Here is a 15,836-nt window from a genome sequence, read left to right on the forward strand (position 1 = left end):
GGGGGTCAGAAATGGGCAGGCGGGGCGGGGACAGGCAAGGACAGGACAGGACAGGGCGGGGCAGGGTCAGGAGAGGTGGCCGGTGACGAGGCGCCGCACGACTCCGGTGAGGACATCGAGGCCGGCGACGAGGTCGGCGGGCTCCGTGTACTCCCCCTCGTTGTGCGAGATGCCGTCGACGGAGGGCACGAACAGCATGACCGTCGGCACGAGCTCCTTCATGTTCGTCGAGTCGTGGCCGGCGACGGTCATGATCTCGTCGTTCGAGAGGCCGAGTTCCTCGGCGACGGAGCGGGCCAGGTCGACGCCGGCTGGCTGGTACGGGTTGACGTCCCACGAGTGCGACAGGGTGCGCTCGATCTCGACGTGGGCCTTCGCCTCGATCTCCGCGAAGCGCGCGTCCAGGAGGGCGTTGGCCTCGGCGAGCAGGGCTTCGTCGTCGCTGCGCAGGTCGAGCAGCAGCGTCACCTCGCTCGCGACGACGACGGGCGAGTTCGGGTAGACGTCGAGCTGCCCGACGGCCGTGTGCAGCTTGCCGGGGAAGCGGTCGGTGAGCTCGCGCGCGAAGACGACGAGCAGGGAGGCGCCGTAGAGCGCATCCTTGCGGTCTTCCATGACGGTCGCCCCCGAGTGGGCCTGCTCGCCCTTGACGACGACCCGGTACTTGCTGGCGGCCCAGGTCGCGGTGACGAGTCCGATGGTCGTGCCGGCGTTCTCGAGCAGGCGGCCCTGCTCGATGTGGATCTCAGCGCACAGCGCCGCGACGGGGCCGGTGCCCTCGCCGAGGAAGCCGGTGGGCCGCAGCGCCTCCTCGACGCTGATGCCGGCCTTGTCGCGGACGGCGAGGGCCTTCTCGAGCGGCAGCACGCCGGTGTAGACGGAGGATCCCATCATGGAGGGCACGAAACGCGAGCCCTCCTCGTTGAACCAGTTGACGACGGCGACGTTGTACTTCACGCCGTCGATGCCGCCGGCGGCTGCCTCGTCGGCGATGCGGAACGCCGCGTGCGCCGCGGCGAGCACGCCGTAGGCGCCGTCGTACTTGCCGGCGGTCGGCTGCGAGTCCATGTGCGAGCCGATGAGCACGAACGGCGCGCCGGGGACGAGCTCGAGGAGGCCGAACTGGTTGCCGATCCGGTCGTACTCGACGGTGAAGCCGCGCCCTTCGAGCAGCGCCTGGAACCAGCGGCGCTGCGCGTTGTCGGCATCGCTCGCGGCCTGGCGGTCGACGCCGCCGTGCCCCGTCGCCCCGAACTCGCCCATCGTGTCGAAGTCGCGCAGGAAGCTCTCGTGCGCGGCGGCGGGGGTGGATGCTGTTGCGTCTGCCTGCGCGTGCGGCAGGCCGGGCTTGTCTGTCATGAAGTGCTCCCGGTGGGGTCGGCTGGTGCGCCGAGCTCGGCGATGATGTTGAGCGCTGGCTGCGATTCGTAGCCGGCGAGTGCCGCGTCCGACCACCAGGCCGTGTGCGGAGTGATGAGCGTGCCGGGGTCGGTGCGCATGGCGTCACTCGGGTGCGGGGGCTCCCCGTCGAGGACGTCGGCGGCGTAGGTACGCAGGGAGCCGTCAGCCAGGGCGGCCTGAACGGCGGCCTCGTCGACGAGGCCGGCCCGCGAGACGTTGACGACGACGGCGCCGTCCGGCAGGAGGGCGAGTGCCTCGGCGCCGATGATGCCCCTCGACTCTGGAGTGAGCGGCAGGTGGAGGCTCAACGAGTCGGAGGAGCGCAGGAGCTCCTCGAGGGAGCCGACGAGCTCGACGCCGTCCGGTGCCGCCTGCGCGTAGGGGTCGAAGGCGAGGATGCGACCGAAGCTGGGGCGCGCGATCTCGGCGAGCCTGCCGCCGATGCGGCCGAGCCCGACAAGACCGAGCGTGAGCGTGCTGAGGCGTCGCGGCACGCGGAGGCGCTCGGTGGCCTCGTCCGTCCACTCTCCGCTCCGCACGAGCTGCAGGCTCCGCAGCAGGGAGCGCTCGGCGGCGAGCAGCAGCGTGAGCGCGTGCGCCGCGACCTCCTCCGTCGCGACCCCAGCAAGGGTCACGATCTTCACGCCTCTGGCGGCGGCCGCATCCGCGTCGATCATGTCGGTGCCGACGGAGCTCGTCGCGAGGAGCCGGAGCGATGGGAGCTGCGCGAGCACGTCCGCCGTGATGCGGGCGTAGCCGACGACCGCGGCGACGGCGGCGAGGTGCTCGCGGGGCACGACCGCGTCGGGTCCCGGTGCGGTCGGCAGCTCGAGGTGGGCGGTCGCGTAGCCCGCTTCCCGCAGGAGCCTCGAGGCGGGCTCCTGCGAGAGGTCGGTCGTGTCGGTGAAGATCACCAGTGGACGTGTCATGTCAGCCCGCCTACTTGAGCACGCGCGCCAGGAAGCGCTTCGTGCGTTCGTGCCTGGGGTTCTGGATGACGTCCTCCGGGGCGCCCTCCTCGACGATGACGCCGCCGTCCATGAACACGACACGGTCGCAGACGTCGCGCGCGAAGCCGATCTCGTGCGTGACGACGACCATGGTCATGCCCTCCTTGGCGAGCTTCGTCATGACCTGCAGCACCTCGCCGACGAGCTCCGGGTCGAGTGCCGAGGTGGGCTCGTCGAAGAGCAGCACGCTGGGCTTCATGGCGAGCGCACGGGCGATCGCGACCCGCTGCTGCTGCCCGCCGGACAGCTGCGACGGGTAGTTGTCGCCCTTGTCGGCGAGGCCGACCTGCTCGAGCAGCTCCTTGGCGGCAGCGATGGCCGCCGACTTCTTGTGTCCGAGGATCTGCACGGGCGATTCGATGATGTTCTCGATCGCCGTCATATGCGGGAACAGGTTGAAGCGCTGGAAGACCATGCCGATGTCCCGACGGCGCTTCGCGATCTCGTTCGGCCGCAGCTCGTAGAGCTTGCCGTTCTTCTCCTTGTAGCCGACGGGCTCCCCCGCCACCCTGATGACGCCGCGGTCGGCGGTCTCGAGGTGGTTGAGGCAGCGCAGGAGCGTCGACTTCCCGGAGCCTGACGGACCGAGGATGCTGACGACCTCGCCGGCGTGCACGTCGAGCGAGATGTCCTTGAGTACTTCGACGCTGCCGAACGACTTCGCGACGTTGCGCAGCTCGATCATGGGTGCGGTGGGTGCGGATGCGGGCATCAGCGGATTGCCTCTCTGCTTGTTCCTGCAGACCTGCGGTTGGGCAGAATCGAGGTGAGCACTCGCTTCCACACGGGTTCCGGGGTCGTGAAGCCTCGGGACTTGCCGAGCTTGCGCTCGAGGAAGCCCTGGCCGATGCTCGCGATCGAGGTGAGGATCAGGTACCAGATGCTCGCGACGAGCAGCATCTCCATGCGGCTGAAGTCGGCGGCGCCGATCTGCTGGGCTCGCGTGAGGAGGTCTCCAGCGCCGATCACCGACACGAGCGACGTCTCCTTGAGGAGCGTGACGAGCTCGTTGCCCATGGGCGGCACGATGGAGCGCAGCGCCTGCGGGAGGATGATGCGGAACATGATCTTGCCCTGCGTCATGCCGAGCGCCTCGGCCGCCTCCTTCTGGCCAGGGTCGATGGAGATGATGCCACCGCGGATGATCTCCGACATGTAGGCGGATTCGTTGGCCGCGAGGCCGAGGACGGCCGCGGTGAGCGGCAGGATGAGGGCGTTGGTGTCGAGCTGGATGAAGATCAGGTCGATCTGCGGGAAGAACAGCGCGAGGTTGAACCAGATCAGGATCTGCACCAGGATCGGCGTCCCGCGGAAGATCCACACGAATCCGCTCGAGATGGCGCGAAGCACTCCGTTGCTGGAGATGCGCATGACGGCGAGGGTGATGCCGCCGATGATGCCGAGGATCATGCTCACCACGGTCAGCATGATGGTGATGAGGAGGCCCTGCATGATGGCCTCTGCGAAGACTCTCGAGCCGACCTTCTCCCAGCGGATGCTCGATCCCGTCGCGACGTCGTAGACGAGCTTCGCGAGGAAGAGGAGCACGATCGCGGCGAAGATCCATTGGCCGTAGTGCCGCAGCGGGACGATTTTGGGGGCGTCGGCCGCGGGCGCGGCGGGGGCGGTGGTGACCGCTCCCGTCGCGCCCGTGGAGGGGCCGGTCGAGGTGTTCACTGTTCTTCAGCTCCGTTGTTGTTCGTCAGTCTCCGCGGGGCCTATTCGGCGCCGTTGATCGTGACTTCCTCGACGGCTCCGCCTTCCTGACCGTGGGAGGTCAGGATCTCGGTGTAGGTGCCGTCGTCGATGAGGGACTGGACCGCCGCCTGGATGGCTGCGCTCAGCTGGTTGTCCTTCGCGACTGCCATGCCGAGGGGCTCTGGCTGGAAGGGCTCCTCGTTGGCGAGCTCGAAGCCGCTTGCCTGCTCGACGTTGTAGCTCGCGACCGGGTACTGGCTGACCGACGCTGCTGCGCGGCCGGACTGCACCTGGATGAGGGCGTCGTTGTCGGTGGCCTGCGCGGAGATCTCGATGGGGCTCGATGCGCAGATGTCGGTGTTGAAGGCTTCGAGGATGCCCTGCTGCGCGGAGTCGCGGAGCACGGAGACGGCCTTGCCGCAGAGGTCGGCCTCGGCGGTGATGCCCTCCGGGTTGCCTTCTGCGACGACGATGCCCTGGCCGGCGTTGAAGTAGTCGACGAAGTCGTAGTTCTCCTGGCGCTCGGGGGTGTCGGTCATGGCGGCGACGACGACGTCGTAGCGTGCCGTGTCCAGCGACGGGAGGAGCGTGTCGAATGCGACGTTCTCGATCTGGACCTCGAGGCCGAGCTTCTGCCCGACGGCCTTGATGAGGTCCATGTCGAGGCCGATGACGGTGGCGCCGTCGGCGTCGAGGTACTCGTAGGGCGGGTAGTACGCCTCGGTGCCGACCGTGAGGGTGCCGGCGTCGGCGATCTCCTGCGGGAGGAGCGCGACGGCCGCCTCGTCGACGGCGACCTCGGAGACGTCGGCCTCCGGCGCGTCACCGGACGAGCATCCGGCGAGCAGTGCGGTGAGGGCGACGAACGAGGCGCCAGCCAGGCCCGCCTTCATGAGCTTCTTGGATGCCATGTGAATTTCTCCTTCTCTTGATCACCAGCAGTGATCATCTGTAGGCAACATGCGTAATCTAGGAGGCAACTTGCCGCCGGAGGCGCCAAGTCACGCAGGGTTTACAAGGGCGTTACGTGCCGAGCGATCGCTCGGTCTGTGCCGGTGAACGACAGTAGTGGGTCGGGCAAGGTCAGGTCGTGCCTCCCCACGCGGCAGGGGCGAGCACCCAGAGGAGTTCGACCCCCTCTGTCGAGTCGCGCGTGTGCCACGTGTGCGGCTCGCGACCGTCGAGCGTTATCGAGTCCCCGGATTCGAGTTCCCACGTCTCGGAGGCGAGCACCACCGTGATCGACCCGCGCAGCACGTGCAGGAAATCGACCTCGCAGTTCACGGAGTACAGCTCCTCCCCGCCGGTTCCGGACATGCCGGCGTCGACGCGGGAGCGCACGACCTGGAAGCGCGGGTCGTTGCGGGGGCTGAGCAGGCGCTCGTACACGTTGGTGCCGCCGAGGTTGATCTGCGGTGCGTCGTCGAAGCGGACGAGCTGCGCATCCGGTGCGCTGAAGAGCTCGCCGACCTCGATGTTGAGCACGTCGCAGAGCAGCACGAGCGTGGAGACGCTCGGCGACGTCTGGTCGCGCTCGACACGGCTGAGGAAGCTCTTGCTGAGCCCCGTCGCGCTGGCGAGCTGCTCGATCGTCATCTGGCGAAGCTGGCGCACCGACCGGAGCCTGCCGCCGATGGCGGCGGGCTCGTTGCGCGGCACGACGGGCAGGGCTCTCATCGGTGGACCGCCGGCCGGTGCGTGTGGGTCGCCTCGAACAGCTCGAGGGTGGCGGGCAGCACGAGCACGCGGGGTCCGGGGGTGCGGATGCTCGCGGCGAGCTCGTCGGCGAGCGTGTCCAGCTCCACAGCCCTCGACTCGATGCCGAACGCACGCGCCACCGCCAGGTAGTCGGGGCCCGTGAGCTCGGTCGCCGTGGCCCGCCCGTAGGCCTCGTTCATGTAGCCGCGCAGCACGCCGTAGCCGCCGTCGTCGACGACGAGCCAGGTCACGCTGAGCTGCGACTGCGCGAGTGTGGACAGCTCGGCGACACCGTAGAGCCCTCCGCCGTCGCCGGAGATCGCGACGACGGGGGCGCCGTTCGGCGTCTCGCGCGAGCGGGAGGCGAAGGAGGCGCCGATGGCCGCCGGCAGCCCGAACCCGAGGCCGCCGCACTGCCCGTTCTCGTACACGCCGCCGCGCGCATCCCACGCCGACCAGGCCCAGTAGGCGCTGATCGTCATGTCCCAGAAAGTCGCGACCTCGTCGGGGATGGCCGAGCGCAGGGTGTCCATGATCTCCCGCTCCGTGGCGAGGGGCTGCGCGTCCAGCCTGCCGCGCACGGTCGCGAGGAGCTCGTCGATGGCGGGGCGCGCATCCGCTCGCTCTCCGAGCTCGCTCGCGCGGAGGCGGTCGAGGACTCCCTGCAGCGCCAGGCCGGCGTCGGAGCGGAGCGTGATCGTGCCCTCGTGGTTCGCGCCGAGCACACGCGCGTCGGCGTCGATGTGGATGACGGTGCCCGTCGGGGCGAGTCGGAAGTAGTTCGACGAGAGTTCGCTCAGGCCGGTGCCCACGACGAGCAGCACGTCGGCGGCTTCGAGGAACTCGGTGGTCGCGATGTCCTCGATCCACCCCTCGGCCGAGAGCGGATGCGCCCACGGGAAGGCGCTGCGGCCGCCGTAGGTCGTGACGACGGGGGCCTGCAGCTGCTCGGCGAGCTGCTCGAGCAGTTCCCCGGCGCCGGAGCGGACGACGCCGCCGCCCGCGTAGATGCGCGGCGTCGAGGACTCGGCGAGGAGCCTCGCGACGGCGTCGAGCTGCGCACCCGTGGCCTCTGGAGCGAGCGCGTACGCCTCCGCCGCGAGGCCGCCGAGCTGCCCGTCCGCGAGCTCGACGCTCGCCTGCTGCACGTCGTGCGGCACCTCGACGTAGACGGGGCCAGCGGGGGCGCTCTGCGCCGTGCGCCACGCCTCGACGAGGGTCGGCACGATCTGGTCGACCGAGCGGATGCTCCACGTACCCTTGGCGATGCCGCGGAAGTGCGACTCCTGGTCGCGCAGCTCGTGCAGGTAGCCGTGGGCCTGGCCGCCGATACCGGGGGTCGGCACCTGCGCCGAGATGAGCAGCACGGGCGAGCTCGCCGTCGCCGCCTCCTGCAGACCGGGGAGCGCCGTCAGCGCTCCGGGGCCGGCCGAGAGCAGCAGCGGGGTGACCGTTCCGGTGACGCGTGCGTGCCCATCCGCCATGAACGCCGCGTTGTTCTCGACCCGCGCACCGAGGTAGTCGAGCGACGAGTCGCCGAGCGCGTCGAACATGGGCAGCGCGTGCTGGCCGGGCAGTCCGACCACTCGCTCAGCGCCGAGCGCCTCGAGCGTTCGGATGACGAGCTCCCCGCCGGTGACGTTCTCTGACATCGCTTACCAGTCCCTCTGGAGTTCCATGGTCGAGCAGTGCAGCCCGCCGCCGTTCTTGTTGATCTCGCGGTAGGTGACGGGGATGATCTCCACGCCGTACTTCGAGTTGAGGAGCTCCGCCGTGCGGGGCAGGTGCGAGGGGAAGAGCAGCTTGCGGCGGTCGAGTGTGAGGAGGTTGCAAGCCCAGTCCTCCTGGGGTGCGACGTCGACGGTCTCGATGCCGAGCTTCCAGAGCGCGTCGAGGAAGTCATATGGCGCGATGCGCGAGTTCACGAGCGCGAGGTCGTCGTCGAGCATGGCGCAGCACAGGTCGAGGTGGATCTGGTAGCCGGGCATCTGCGAGTGGACGAGCTCGATGCCCTGCTCCTCGAGGATGTTCCTGAGCTGACGGTAGCCTTCGACGTTGCAGCGCACGGAGGTGCCGAAGAACGCGAGGTCGGGGCGCACCTTGATGAAGCTGCCGCCCTCCACGAGTCCCGTGCCCGTGATCGTGCCGAGGATCGGCATGCCCTGGGCCGCAACGGTCTGCGTGATCGACTGCTCCTCGCCTCGCCGCATGCGCGGTGCGAGGCGGCCGATGATCGCGCCGCCGGGGATCGTGACGAGCGGGTCGCGGGTGAAGACCGACTTCGTGAAGCTGGGGGCGAGGTCGGGGGCCATGACGACCTCGACCTCGTTGTCCTCGAGCACCTGCACGAAGCTGTCGAACTCGCTGTGCAGCTTCTCGAGGTCGGGGAACTCGCGGCCAGACCAGTACCAGCGGCGGTCCGGGTCGACGTAGGCGCCGATCTCGGGCATCCAGGTCGACTCCCCCGCCTTCTCGACGGCTTCGAGGCCGGCGCTGGGGCGTCGCATCATGATGGTGCGGAGGCGTCCGACCTCGTCCTGCGCACCCCACTTGCGGCCCCAGTAGGCGGGCAGCTCGGAGTCGGCGAGGAAGCCGGGTTCGGCCTCAGGGCCGAGGAGGCGGTGGAAGGCGCCGTCTGACATCTCGAGGGTGGGGTCGACGTCGGTCATGTGAAAACCTTTCGTGGTCGCGTCGTTGCGACTCCGAGAAGTTTCGCTCACGACATCATGCGTTGTCTAGTGCGAAACTACGGTTGCTCGTTTCCGAGCACGTGACGCCCATGTTTCGAGCCCGTAACTTCTGCCGAATCCAGGCACGATGCGGCGCCCGTCACCCACCAGCGGGATCAGAGCAAGCAGCTGGATCAGAGCAGTGGGATCTCCTCCGCAGGGGCCTCGCCGAGCGCCTCTCGCAGCAACGGCAGCGCCGCCGTCCAGGCCATCGTCTCGATCTCGGCCGACGTCGAGTCCGCAGCGAGGCCTTCGAGCTCCTCGAAACCCGAATGGCGCACGGTCAGCGCCGACCCGCCGTCTGCCGGCTCGATCGTGAACTCGACGACGGTGCTGTTCTGCGGCTGCGGGTCCTCCTCCGGCACCGCGGCGAGGCGGTAGCCGAAGCGACGCGGCGACTCCACGAGCGTGACCTCGCCGCGGAACGTGCCGTGCTCCGGCCAGTGGACGGCGAGCACTCCCCCGGGCTCGGCCTCGATCGTCGCGCCACCGAACGCGTACCAGCTCGCAAACGACTCCTGCTCCGTGAGCATGCTCCAGAGCCGCTCCGGTGCGGCCTCGAAGGTGATGGACTTCTCGACGATCTCGGGCGCGTCAGCCATGGTCGCTCCTCAGCTCGGTGGATGTTCGACTCCCCATCTTCGCAAATCTCGGCAGGAAGAGCGTCCGAGGCCAGACGAACGGAGGGCCCGGCACCAGAAGTCTCTGGTGCCGGGCCCTCCGTCTGCTGAGCAGGCTCAGTGACCCATCGGGATCTCCGCGTCGGCGCGCTTCGGCGTCGACTTCACGAAGAACGTGCCGACGATGGTGACGAGCGAGATGCACGCGCCCACGAGAAAGGCAGAGTGGATGCCCTGCGCCTCCGCCGAGATGGGCGCGAGGCCCTCACCGGCCGCCGCGAGCGTCGAGTTGGCCATGACGACGACGAACATCGCCGTGCCTGCGGCGCCGGCCAGCTGCTGCGCCGTCGTCACGACGGCGGAGCCGTGCGAGTACCTCGACTTGGGCAGGTCGCCGAGCGCGCTGGTCATGAGCGGCGTGAACATGAGCGCGAGGCCGATCGAGAGGGTGACGTGGGCGGCGATGACCATCCACTGCTCGGAGTTCTCGCCGAGCATCGTCATGCCCCAGATCGCCGTGCTCACGACGAGCGAGCCGGGGATGATGAGCGGCTTGGTGCCGAACCGGTCGAAGAGACGACCGACGAACGGCGCGAGCAGACCCATCGTGAGGCCACCCGGCAGCAGGGTGAGGCCAGCGCGGAGGGTGTCGTAGCCGAGCACCTCCTGCATGTAGATGGGCAGCAGGATGATCGTGCCGAACAGCGACATGAAGCTCACCGCGAGGAGGATGAGCGACACCGTGAACTGGCGGCTCGTGAAGACGCGCAGGTCGAGGAGCGCGGAGTCCGTCTTCTGGCGCGCGATCTGGCGCCAGATGAACGCGCCGAGCGCGAGCACGCCGACGAGGATCGGGACGAACGCGGGGACGACGGCCGTCGCCGAGCTCTCGCCGAGCCCGGAGAAGCCGTAGACGAGGCCGCCGAACGCGAAGGCGGAGAGGATGACGGAGAGAACGTCGATCTTCGCCTGGCGCGGCTCGGTGACGTTCTTGATGAACAGGGCTCCGAGCACGAGCGCGACGATGGCGATCGGGAGGACGAAGCCGAACATCCAGCGCCACTCGAAGACCTGAAGGATGAGGCCGGAGACCGTCGGTCCGATTGCGGGTGCCACGGAGATGACGATGGAGATGTTGCCCATCGTGCGGCCACGACGCTCCGGCGGGACCATATTGAGCACGGTCGTCATGAGCAGCGGCATCATGATGGCGGTACCGGAGGCCTGCACGATGCGGCCGAGGAGCAGGACCTCGAAGCCGGGCGCGAGGAAGCAGAGCAGCGTTCCGAGCGAGAAGAGGATCATCGCCGCCATGAACACCTGGCGCACGTGGAATCGCTGCAGCAGGAAGCCCGTGATGGGGATGACGACGGCCATGACCAGCATGAAGGCGGTCGTGAGCCACTGGCCGGTCGCCAGCGGGATACCGAGGTCGGCGTTGAGGGCGGGCAGGGCCACGCCCATGATCGTCTCGTTGAGGATGACGACGAACGCGGAGACGAGCAGGAGTGGGATCACGAAGCGAGTGCGCGGGTCCGCGCCGAGCTCGCTCGTGGAGGCGGCTGCGCCCGCGGATGCGGACTCAGCTGGGGTCGGTTCGGCGTCGCGGGTCGCGGTGCGCGAGTCGGTCACAGTACTCCTTGAGAGGTTCAGATCTTGGCGTGCGGGCATGCCCGCACGGTCGGGGTTAACGCGGCGACCGCCCTCCGCATTCCCCGGCGCGTCGCTCACGTCAGGCTGAGGAAGCCGGCTTCATCGAACACCTCGACGCCTCGCGCCGTGAGGATGAACTCGGTGAAGGCGGCGGCCGCCTCCGGATTGGGCGCGGCCTTGAGCGGGACGATGCCGTAGTTGTTGACCGCGTCGAGCGCCTCGGGGAACTCGATGGCCGTGACCTCGCTCGCCGCGGCCTTCGCGTCGCTCGCGTAGACGAGTCCGGCATCGGCCTCGCCGAGGCGCACCTTCGTGAGCACCGCCTTGACGTCGCTCTCCTTGGTATCGGGCTTCGGAACGATGTCGTTCTGCTCGAACAGCTTGGCGCTCGCGGCGCCGCAGGGAACCTTCGCGGCGCAGACGGCGATCTTCAGCGTGGGGTCGGCGAAGTCCTTGAGGCCCGTGACACCGGCCGGGTTGCCCTTTGGCGTCACGATGACCAGCGCGTTGCGCGTGAACGTCGCGGGGGTCCATTCGACGAGTCCCGCATCCACGACCGTCTTCATCGTCGCGTCGTCGGCGGAGGCGAACACGTCGACGGGAGTGCTGCCCGCCACGATCTCGTCCGCGAGCGTCGAGCTGCCCCCGAAGTTCAGGGTCACGGTGACGCCGGGGTGCTCCGCTTCGAACTCCCCCGCAAGCTGCGTGAAGGTCTCGGTGAGCGAGGACGCGGCGTACACGGTGACGTTGCCGGTCGGGCCGGTCTCGCTGGGTGACGGAGACACGGACGCCTCGCCGGTAGGCCCAGTCGGGGCTGTCATCGGAGCACATCCTGCGAGCGCGCCCAGGACGAGGATCCCGAGGGCGGCGGCGACGGACCGGAGCGTTCCTGGTCTCCGCTTCCTAGGCACTGTGCACTCCTTCGATTCCCACGTTCGTCGCCTTCACGCTGGCCACGACGAGGCTCCCCACCTCGAGGCCGAGCTCGTCGACGGCCTCGCGTGACACGAGCGACACGATCCTGAACGGGCCAGCCTGCACCTCGACCTGGGCCATGACGGTGTCGAGCGTCAGCTTGGTGACGATGCCTCGCATCCGGTTGCGGGCGGATGCGGGCGGCAGCTCGCCCGAGTCGGCTCTGGCGTCGCCGTCGGCGAGCTCCTTGGCGAGAGCCGCGAGCTGAACGCCCGCGACGGTCTTCGCGCCGGCGTCTCCCTGCAGGTCGAGGCGGCCGCTCGCACCCCAGCGACGAACGGTGTCGTCGCTGACCCCGAGGAGCGATGCGGCCTCGCTGACCCGGTATCGCTGTTCTGCCATGCGGGCATCTTCTCACGCGCTCCCGCATGTGCGTGGCCCGTGCTCTGTTGGGAACCGCAGCTGCGCTTGCCGAGCCGCTGATGCGCGCTAGCTCCGTTCCCCCGCCTCGGTCTCAGTATTTGTCTCGGTCTCCGTTCCCAGCTCGATCTCCTCGGCGTCGAGGATGCGGTCAGGGCGCGAGTAGATGACCATCGACTCCCCGCGGAGGAACCCGATGAGGGTCATGCCGCTGGCCTCGGCGAGGTCTGCGGCGAGCGATGAGGGGGCTGAGACGGCCGCGAGGATAGGGATGCCCGCCATCTTCGCTTTCTGGACGAGCTCGAAGCTCGATCGGCCCGACACCTGCAGCACCGTCCCGGTCAGCGGGAGCCGGTCGTTCTGCACCGCCCAGCCGACGACCTTGTCGACGGCGTTGTGCCGTCCGACGTCCTCGCGCAGCACGAGGAGATCGCCGGTCGCGGCGTCGAAGAGCGCCGCAGCATGCAGGCCGCCGGTCTTCTCGAACACCTCCTGCTGTTCCCTGAGCCTGTCGGGGAACGTCACGAGCCGAGCCGCCTGAAGTGTGACGGGGTCGAGGGCCACGTCGTAGCTCGAGGTCAGCTCGACGGCGTCGATGCTCGCCTTGCCGCAGAGTCCGCAGGAGCTCGTGGTGTAGAAGTTGCGCGCGAGGTCGGGGTCAGGCGGCGGGGTCTCAGCGGAGAGGCGGACGTCGAGCACGTTGTAGGTGTTGAGACCATCCGCGCTCCCGTCGGCACCGGCGCAGTACATCGCCGAGCGGAACTGCTCGCCGCGCGAGATGACGCCCTCGGAGACGAGGAAGCCCGCCGCGAGCTCGAAGTCGTTGCCCGGGGTGCGCATCGTGATCGCCAGCTGCTGTCCGCCGACGCGGATCTCGAGGGGCTCTTCGGCCGCGAGGAAGTCGGCCTTCCTGCTCGGGGGCTTCCCGAGGCTCAGGCGTGTGACGCTCCGTCGCACCGTGATCCGACCCACGCGATCATGCTAGCTCGCCGCGCGCATCCGCGCCCGCCCACCATTCCTGCCGAAAGCGCACTTCTGGTCGTCATTCCTCGCGGGTAGCGACCACAAGTCAGCCCTGCGCGGCGAGCGCGGCGAGCGTCGCGGGCGCGAGGGCGCGAGGCGAACCCCGAGCAGGCTCGCCTGCCGGTTGGCTGCGCGGGATGCGGCGGTAGGGTGACGCCATGCGCCTCGCACCGCTTGTCGAACCGTCCCCAGCACTCCGGGGTGACGAGCTCGCCCGAACCGCTCGACAGCGCCGCCTGCCCGAGCTCGGCGAGATCGGGCAGCGCCGCCTCGCAGCCAGCCGGGTCGCGGTCCTGGGAGCCGGGGGCCTCGGCGCTCCGGCCCTGCAGTACCTCGCGGCCGCGGGAGTCGGCACGATCGGGGTCATCGACGCGGATGCGGTCGAGCCGAGCAACCTGCACCGGCAGGTCATCCACGGCATCGACGACGTCGGCGCTCGCAAGACCGCGAGCGCCGCCCGCAGCCTCCGGCGCCTCGCGCCAGAGGTGACGGTCGTGGAGCACGATGAGCGCCTCGACGGCTCGAACGCCGAGCGCATCCTCGGCGGCTACGACCTCGTTCTCGACGGCGCCGACAACTTCCCCACGCGCTACGCCGTGGCCGACGCGTGCACGAGCCTCGGCCTGCCGCTCGTGTGGGGGTCCGTGCTGCGCTTCGACGCGCAGCTCACCGTGTTCTGGTCGACGCCGCCGGCGCCGGCGGAGGGCGTCACGCTGCGCGATGTGTTCCCCGAGCCACCGCCCGAGGGCGCGGTGCCGTCGTGTGCCGAGGCGGGTGTGCTCGGCGCGCTCTGCGGCGTCGTAGGCTCGATGATGGCGACCGAGGCGATCAAGATCATCACCGGGATCGGCGATGTGCTCCTCGGCAGGCTCCTCGTCGTCGAGGCGCTCATGATGCGCGTCTCCGAGGTCCCGCTCCGGGCAGCCGATCACGCCGCCCGTGACCGCGCGGCGGGAGCATCGGCCCCGTCGGCGGCAGGCTTGTCGTCGCAGACAGCATCCCCCGCACCGGAGGAGGACCGAACATCCCCGCAGTCGAGGCCGGCCCTGCTTGACTTCGATCCGGTTCGGGACTCGCACGGCCAGCTGATCGACGTGCGCGAGCCGGACGAGTACGCCGTCGATGCGCTGCCAGGTGCCTACTCGCTGCCGCTCAGCGAGCTGCTCCAGCTGGAACGCGAGCCGGACGTGCTGAGAACGCGACTCCTCGGGCCCGAGGGGGTGCACGCGGACACGCCGGATGCCCCGTTCAACCTCTACTGCGTCTCCGCTGCGAGGGCCAGGCGGGCGGCGCTGCTCCTCGCACAGCACGGCTTCGACGTGCGAGTGGTGCAGACACCTCAGCTGCAGGCGATGCGAGCGTCCAGTGGCATACTCGGCGCGGATGCGCCTCAGACGGGGGCACGGGCATGATCGAGGTCGAGACGCAGCTTGCACGCGTGCTGGGCGAGTCCCGCCAGCTTCCGAGCGACACCGTTCCGCTGGCGGCAGCCCACGGCAGGTACCTGGCGGAGAGCCTCGTGTCGCGATACGCGCTGCCACCCTGGACGAACTCGGCCATGGACGGCTACGCGGTCCGCTCCGACGACGTGGCCGCAGCGAGCCCCGAGACACCGGTGATCCTCGACGTCGTCGCGGATCTTCCGGCGGGCACCGCCTCCGACCCCTCGCTCGCGAGCGGGCAGGCCGCCCGCATCATGACGGGCGCCCCCGTCCCGGCGGACGCCGACGCGATCGTGCCCGTCGAGGCGACCGACGGCGGCGAGCGGCGGGTGCGCATCACCGCCCCGGCGAAGCGCGGCGTGCACATCCGCTCGGCCGGCGAGGACCGCCAGCCAGGAGACCCGCTCGTCACCGCGGGGTCGCGCGGGAGCGCCGAGGCCCTCTCCGCACTGGCCTCGGCCGGGTACGGCACGGTCTCCGTCGCGCGACGCCCACGCGTCGCCGTGATCGCCACAGGAAGCGAGCTCGTCGCACCAGGCGAGGCGCTCGAGCGCGGGCAGATCCCCGACTCGAACTCACTCCTCATCTCCTCCCTGGCCATCGAGCACGGGAGCGAGCTCGTCAACGTCGTCCGAGTCTCCGACGAGGTCGCCGAACTGGAGGCCGCACTGCAGGCACTCGCGGGCCGCTGCGACGTGATCGTACTGACGGGCGGCGTGAGCATGGGCGCCTACGACCCCGTCAAGGAGCTCCTCTCCCCCGGCGGCCAGGTGCGCTTCGAGAAGGTCGCGATGCAGCCGGGCAAGCCACAGGGCTTCGGCCGCCTCGCCGAGCCGTGGGTCGGCGAGGGCGAGCTCGGCCCGCTCGTCTTCGGCCTCCCCGGCAACCCCGTCAGCGCCTGGGTGTCGTTCCTCGTCTTCGTGCGGCCGTGCCTGCGCGCCCTGCAAGGAGCCTCCGTCGTCGAGGACCCGCGTCTGAGCGCGCGCGCCGAGACGGGCTGGCGCACGCCGCCCGGGCGCCGCCAGTACCTGCCCGCGCGCATCCGCACCACCGAGTCGGGGGTCGTGGTCTCGCCAGCCGCCGCGCGGGGCTCGGGTTCGCACCTCGTGGGCAGCCTCGCCGACGCGAACGGCTACGCCATCGTGGATGCGCGTGTCGAGCGGGTCGAAGAGGGCGACGTCGTGCAGGTGGTCCGCCTGATGTCGGACGTGGGTGCCAGACTCTGAC

General features: G+C 69.6%; 15 protein-coding genes. 2 read left to right on the top strand and 13 right to left on the bottom strand.

The window, feature by feature from the left end:
• Positions 1-66: 66 nt before the first annotated feature.
• The 13 genes from C5E06_RS06690 to fdhD form a co-directional block, all read right to left on the bottom strand.
• Positions 67-1,359, bottom strand: a complete 1,293-nt coding sequence (locus C5E06_RS06690; RefSeq protein WP_104299204.1) for a M20 family metallo-hydrolase — start codon at positions 1,357-1,359, stop codon at positions 67-69.
• Complete coding sequence (locus C5E06_RS06695) at positions 1,356-2,330, bottom strand: NAD(P)-dependent oxidoreductase (RefSeq protein WP_104242193.1); 975 nt, start codon at positions 2,328-2,330, stop codon at positions 1,356-1,358. The genes C5E06_RS06690 and C5E06_RS06695 overlap by 4 nt, the downstream gene beginning before the upstream one ends.
• Before the next feature lie 10 nt (positions 2,331-2,340).
• Positions 2,341-3,123 (bottom strand): amino acid ABC transporter ATP-binding protein, encoded by a 783-nt coding sequence (locus tag C5E06_RS06700; RefSeq protein ID WP_308471363.1) that lies wholly within the window; start codon positions 3,121-3,123, stop codon positions 2,341-2,343.
• On the bottom strand, positions 3,123-4,088 hold the full coding sequence (locus C5E06_RS06705; RefSeq protein WP_104242195.1) for an amino acid ABC transporter permease: 966 nt from the start codon (positions 4,086-4,088) through the stop codon (positions 3,123-3,125). Before C5E06_RS06705 ends, C5E06_RS06700 begins: the two co-directional genes overlap by 1 nt.
• A gap of 41 nt (positions 4,089-4,129) precedes the next feature.
• Complete coding sequence (locus tag C5E06_RS06715; protein WP_104242197.1) at positions 4,130-5,020, bottom strand: ABC transporter substrate-binding protein; 891 nt, start codon at positions 5,018-5,020, stop codon at positions 4,130-4,132.
• Positions 5,021-5,192: 172 nt separating this feature from the next.
• Positions 5,193-5,786: a helix-turn-helix domain-containing protein gene (locus C5E06_RS06720; RefSeq protein ID WP_104242199.1), complete on the bottom strand. Its 594-nt coding sequence runs from the start codon at positions 5,784-5,786 to the stop codon at positions 5,193-5,195.
• Positions 5,783-7,459: a thiamine pyrophosphate-binding protein gene (locus C5E06_RS06725; RefSeq protein WP_104306386.1), complete on the bottom strand. Its 1,677-nt coding sequence runs from the start codon at positions 7,457-7,459 to the stop codon at positions 5,783-5,785. The genes C5E06_RS06720 and C5E06_RS06725 overlap by 4 nt, the downstream gene beginning before the upstream one ends.
• Positions 7,460-7,462: 3 nt before the next feature.
• Positions 7,463-8,476 (bottom strand): dimethylarginine dimethylaminohydrolase family protein, encoded by a 1,014-nt coding sequence (locus tag C5E06_RS06730; protein WP_104242202.1) that lies wholly within the window; start codon positions 8,474-8,476, stop codon positions 7,463-7,465.
• A gap of 194 nt (positions 8,477-8,670) precedes the next feature.
• A complete protein-coding gene (locus tag C5E06_RS06735) occupies positions 8,671-9,138 on the bottom strand; it encodes an SRPBCC domain-containing protein (protein ID WP_104242204.1) in 468 nt (155 codons plus the stop codon).
• Positions 9,139-9,273: 135 nt separating this feature from the next.
• On the bottom strand, positions 9,274-10,827 hold the full coding sequence (locus C5E06_RS06740; protein WP_104242206.1) for an MDR family MFS transporter: 1,554 nt from the start codon (positions 10,825-10,827) through the stop codon (positions 9,274-9,276).
• A gap of 56 nt (positions 10,828-10,883) precedes the next feature.
• Positions 10,884-11,630 carry a molybdate ABC transporter substrate-binding protein gene (modA, locus tag C5E06_RS06745; protein WP_104242208.1) on the bottom strand — a complete coding sequence of 249 codons (747 nt, stop codon included), beginning with the start codon at positions 11,628-11,630 and terminating at the stop codon, positions 10,884-10,886.
• Positions 11,631-11,712: 82 nt separating this feature from the next.
• A complete protein-coding gene (locus C5E06_RS06750; RefSeq protein ID WP_104242210.1) occupies positions 11,713-12,126 on the bottom strand; it encodes a molybdopterin-binding protein in 414 nt (137 codons plus the stop codon).
• Between the two features lie 87 nt (positions 12,127-12,213).
• Positions 12,214-13,116 carry a formate dehydrogenase accessory sulfurtransferase FdhD gene (gene fdhD, locus C5E06_RS06755; protein ID WP_104306387.1) on the bottom strand — a complete coding sequence of 301 codons (903 nt, stop codon included), beginning with the start codon at positions 13,114-13,116 and terminating at the stop codon, positions 12,214-12,216.
• 209 nt (positions 13,117-13,325) lie between these two features.
• On the opposite strand from fdhD, the gene C5E06_RS06760 reads away from it, so the two are divergent.
• Complete coding sequence (locus C5E06_RS06760) at positions 13,326-14,579, top strand: ThiF family adenylyltransferase (RefSeq protein ID WP_104306388.1); 1,254 nt, start codon at positions 13,326-13,328, stop codon at positions 14,577-14,579.
• Positions 14,576-15,835: a gephyrin-like molybdotransferase Glp gene (gene glp / locus C5E06_RS06765; RefSeq protein ID WP_104306389.1), complete on the top strand. Its 1,260-nt coding sequence runs from the start codon at positions 14,576-14,578 to the stop codon at positions 15,833-15,835. Before C5E06_RS06760 ends, glp begins: the two co-directional genes overlap by 4 nt.
• Position 15,836: the final 1 nt, after the last annotated feature.

Origin of the sequence: Pseudoclavibacter sp. RFBI5, from assembly GCF_002931395.1 — a bacterium.
Classification (GTDB): Bacteria; Actinomycetota; Actinomycetes; order Actinomycetales; family Microbacteriaceae; genus Pseudoclavibacter.

Coding starts and splice junctions, on each gene's coding strand:
- C5E06_RS06690 (WP_104299204.1), bottom strand. CDS start 1,359: ATGACAGACAAGCCCGGCCTGCCGCACGCGCAGGCAGACGCAACAGCA.
- C5E06_RS06695 (WP_104242193.1), bottom strand. CDS start 2,330: ATGACACGTCCACTGGTGATCTTCACCGACACGACCGACCTCTCGCAG.
- C5E06_RS06700 (WP_308471363.1), bottom strand. CDS start 3,123: ATGCCCGCATCCGCACCCACCGCACCCATGATCGAGCTGCGCAACGTC.
- C5E06_RS06715 (WP_104242197.1), bottom strand. CDS start 5,020: ATGGCATCCAAGAAGCTCATGAAGGCGGGCCTGGCTGGCGCCTCGTTC.
- C5E06_RS06720 (WP_104242199.1), bottom strand. CDS start 5,786: ATGAGAGCCCTGCCCGTCGTGCCGCGCAACGAGCCCGCCGCCATCGGC.
- C5E06_RS06725 (WP_104306386.1), bottom strand. CDS start 7,459: ATGTCAGAGAACGTCACCGGCGGGGAGCTCGTCATCCGAACGCTCGAG.
- C5E06_RS06730 (WP_104242202.1), bottom strand. CDS start 8,476: ATGACCGACGTCGACCCCACCCTCGAGATGTCAGACGGCGCCTTCCAC.
- C5E06_RS06735 (WP_104242204.1), bottom strand. CDS start 9,138: ATGGCTGACGCGCCCGAGATCGTCGAGAAGTCCATCACCTTCGAGGCC.
- C5E06_RS06740 (WP_104242206.1), bottom strand. CDS start 10,827: ATGCCCGCACGCCAAGATCTGAACCTCTCAAGGAGTACTGTGACCGAC.
- modA (WP_104242208.1), bottom strand. CDS start 11,630: ATGACAGCCCCGACTGGGCCTACCGGCGAGGCGTCCGTGTCTCCGTCA.
- C5E06_RS06750 (WP_104242210.1), bottom strand. CDS start 12,126: ATGGCAGAACAGCGATACCGGGTCAGCGAGGCCGCATCGCTCCTCGGG.
- C5E06_RS06760 (WP_104306388.1), top strand. CDS start 13,326: ATGCGCCTCGCACCGCTTGTCGAACCGTCCCCAGCACTCCGGGGTGAC.
- glp (WP_104306389.1), top strand. CDS start 14,576: ATGATCGAGGTCGAGACGCAGCTTGCACGCGTGCTGGGCGAGTCCCGC.